The sequence below is a fragment of the Enterobacter cloacae complex sp. S1 genome (assembly GCF_014930525.1).
Lineage (GTDB): Bacteria > Pseudomonadota > Gammaproteobacteria > Enterobacterales > Enterobacteriaceae > Enterobacter > Enterobacter hormaechei_C.
In genome coordinates, this window is record NZ_JADBRE010000054.1 from 1 (window position 1) to 2,161 (window position 2,161).

3 protein-coding genes are annotated in these 2,161 nt (G+C 35.5%); all 3 read left to right on the forward strand.

Annotation, left to right across the window (positions count from 1 at the left end):
* Positions 1-675 (forward strand): adenosine deaminase (locus IM290_RS21260; protein ID WP_193354497.1); only part of this gene is annotated, 675 nt, incomplete at its 5' end.
* Positions 672-1,226, forward strand: coding sequence for a non-canonical purine NTP pyrophosphatase (locus IM290_RS21265; RefSeq protein WP_180245787.1), 555 nt, complete (start codon positions 672-674; stop codon positions 1,224-1,226). The genes IM290_RS21260 and IM290_RS21265, both read left to right, overlap by 4 nt.
* The gene (locus tag IM290_RS21270; protein ID WP_370532107.1) at positions 1,223-2,020 is read left to right on the forward strand and encodes an SIR2 family protein; all 798 of its coding nucleotides are present in this window, start codon (positions 1,223-1,225) and stop codon (positions 2,018-2,020) included. Before IM290_RS21265 ends, IM290_RS21270 begins: the two co-directional genes overlap by 4 nt.
* Positions 2,021-2,161 lie beyond the last annotated feature (141 nt).

A 2,161-nucleotide genomic window follows, 5' to 3' on the forward strand; every position in this document is an offset into this window, starting at 1 on the left:
ATATACATAGCACTCCTTAATAATATTTCTGTTTCCGAAGCATTGAAGTGGGTTTTAGATGATATTGACTTTTTTTCTAGAAAATTCAATATTCAAGCTGGGCTTATTCTAACTATTACGCGTGGTGAATATGCTCCCGAACATCTTCGTTCTCTTCTTGGTGCTTACAAAAGTCTAGGATGTCCAGCAGGGGTGATTGGTTTGGACTTGGCTGGTAATGAAGATATAACACCACCGCCTGAGACTGCAAGTTTATTTAGAAGTGCTAAAGACAAATATGGACTAGGCATAACAATTCATGCGGGTGAGACTGGAAATGCTGATAACATAAGGAATGCCATAATTAGTTATGGAGCTGATCGTATCGGACATGGTACTGCTGTTATAAGATCTCCGGAGATAATGGATTTGATTAGAGAACGGGACATTTGCATTGAAGTTTGTCCTATTAGTAATCGTTTGACAGGTGCGGTCTCTGATATCGATCCTCATCCAGTTGGCGAAATGATTAACCATAATGTTCCGTTTGTGATTTGCTCAGATAATCCAGCTATTCACAAATCAAGCTTGAGTGAAGATTATGTCGCATTTATGCAAGAGACTAAGAATTTTATAGTCATGGATAATATGTATGAAACTCAAAAGCGATATAGCTTTCTTAAAGGTGTGAAATGAACATTCGATTCATAACCAGAAATAGACATAAAATTAAAGAAATAAATGAAATTCTATCAGGTACAGGAGTAGTTGTATTAGCATCTGAACACTCTATAGATGAAATTCAAACTGAAAATGTCCATGCGTTAATTAAAGATAAATTATTAAAAGCATTTAAATTAGTTGGGAGACCGGTTTTTGTCGAACATACTGGACTATATATAGAAAGCCTCAATGGTTTCCCGGGTGGCTTAACGCAAATATTTTGGGATAAGCTTCAAGCTGATAAAATTTCACAATTATTAGGAACAAGTGAAAACCCTCGTTTAGTTGCTAAAACCATAATCGGCTATTGTGATTCGATGAAAATCTATATTTTCGAAGGTGAAACTCAAGGTACGATATCTCCTGTGCCAAAAGGCCCTCGAGATTTTCAATGGGATTGCATATTTATTCCTGACGGCGAAAGTGAGACTTTTGCTGAGATGGGGGACAGGAAAAATGAAATATCTATGAGGAAAAAAGCTTTCGATAAATTTAAAGAATATCTATTAGAGAGAGGAAAATAATGGAGCAATTACTTGCTGATTATAAAAAAGGAAATGTTATCCTTTTTGTTGGTGCTGGTGTGTCAATGAACTTAGGTTTGCCATCATGGAGTCAATTGGTTGATCACATTGCAACTGAGTTAGGTTATGACCCAGATATATATCGTACATTCGGTAGTGCACTAGAGTTAGCTGAGTATTACAAGTTGAAAAAAGGCAAGATAGGGCCTCTTAGAAGCTGGATGGATAGAATGTGGCACTCTAGCGATATAGATATCAAAAAGTCTAAAGTTCACGAGTACATAGCTAAAGCTAATTTTCCTATTATATATACTACAAATTACGACCGATGGATTGAAACTGCCTTATCAAACTATGGTAAGGAGTATACAAAAATATCATCAGTTTCTGATATTGCAAAAATAGATAATAATAAGACGCAAATAATCAAGTTTCATGGGGACTTTGATGACGATAGTTCAATTGTATTAGATGAAACAAGTTACTTTCAACGATTAGAGTTTGAGACTCCATTGGATATAAAGTTTAGATCTGATGTTCTCGGGAAATCGGTTCTTTTTATTGGGTATAGTCTGTCAGATATTAATATCAGACTACTATTTTATAAATTATCCAAGCTTTGGAAAGAGCAAAAGCTAGAAGAAGCACAGCCAAAGTCTTATATTTTCTTACCGCGACCAAACCCAATTCAAGAGGAAATATTGGAACAGTGGAGAATAGGCATGATTTCATCAGAAAACGATAATCCAGGCGAGTCTTTGGAAGAGTTTTTGAAGAATTTCGTATTAGTATAGATAGGATTGTGTAATTTTACACCCAAATGGACATTTGTAGATTTAGATTTTGTAACTTGAAAATTAAATCATAGCATGGAACTACATAGAATTTATCTTAAGTAGCTCCGCTTCGCGGAGCTGCTTACTTCGACGTGGTCA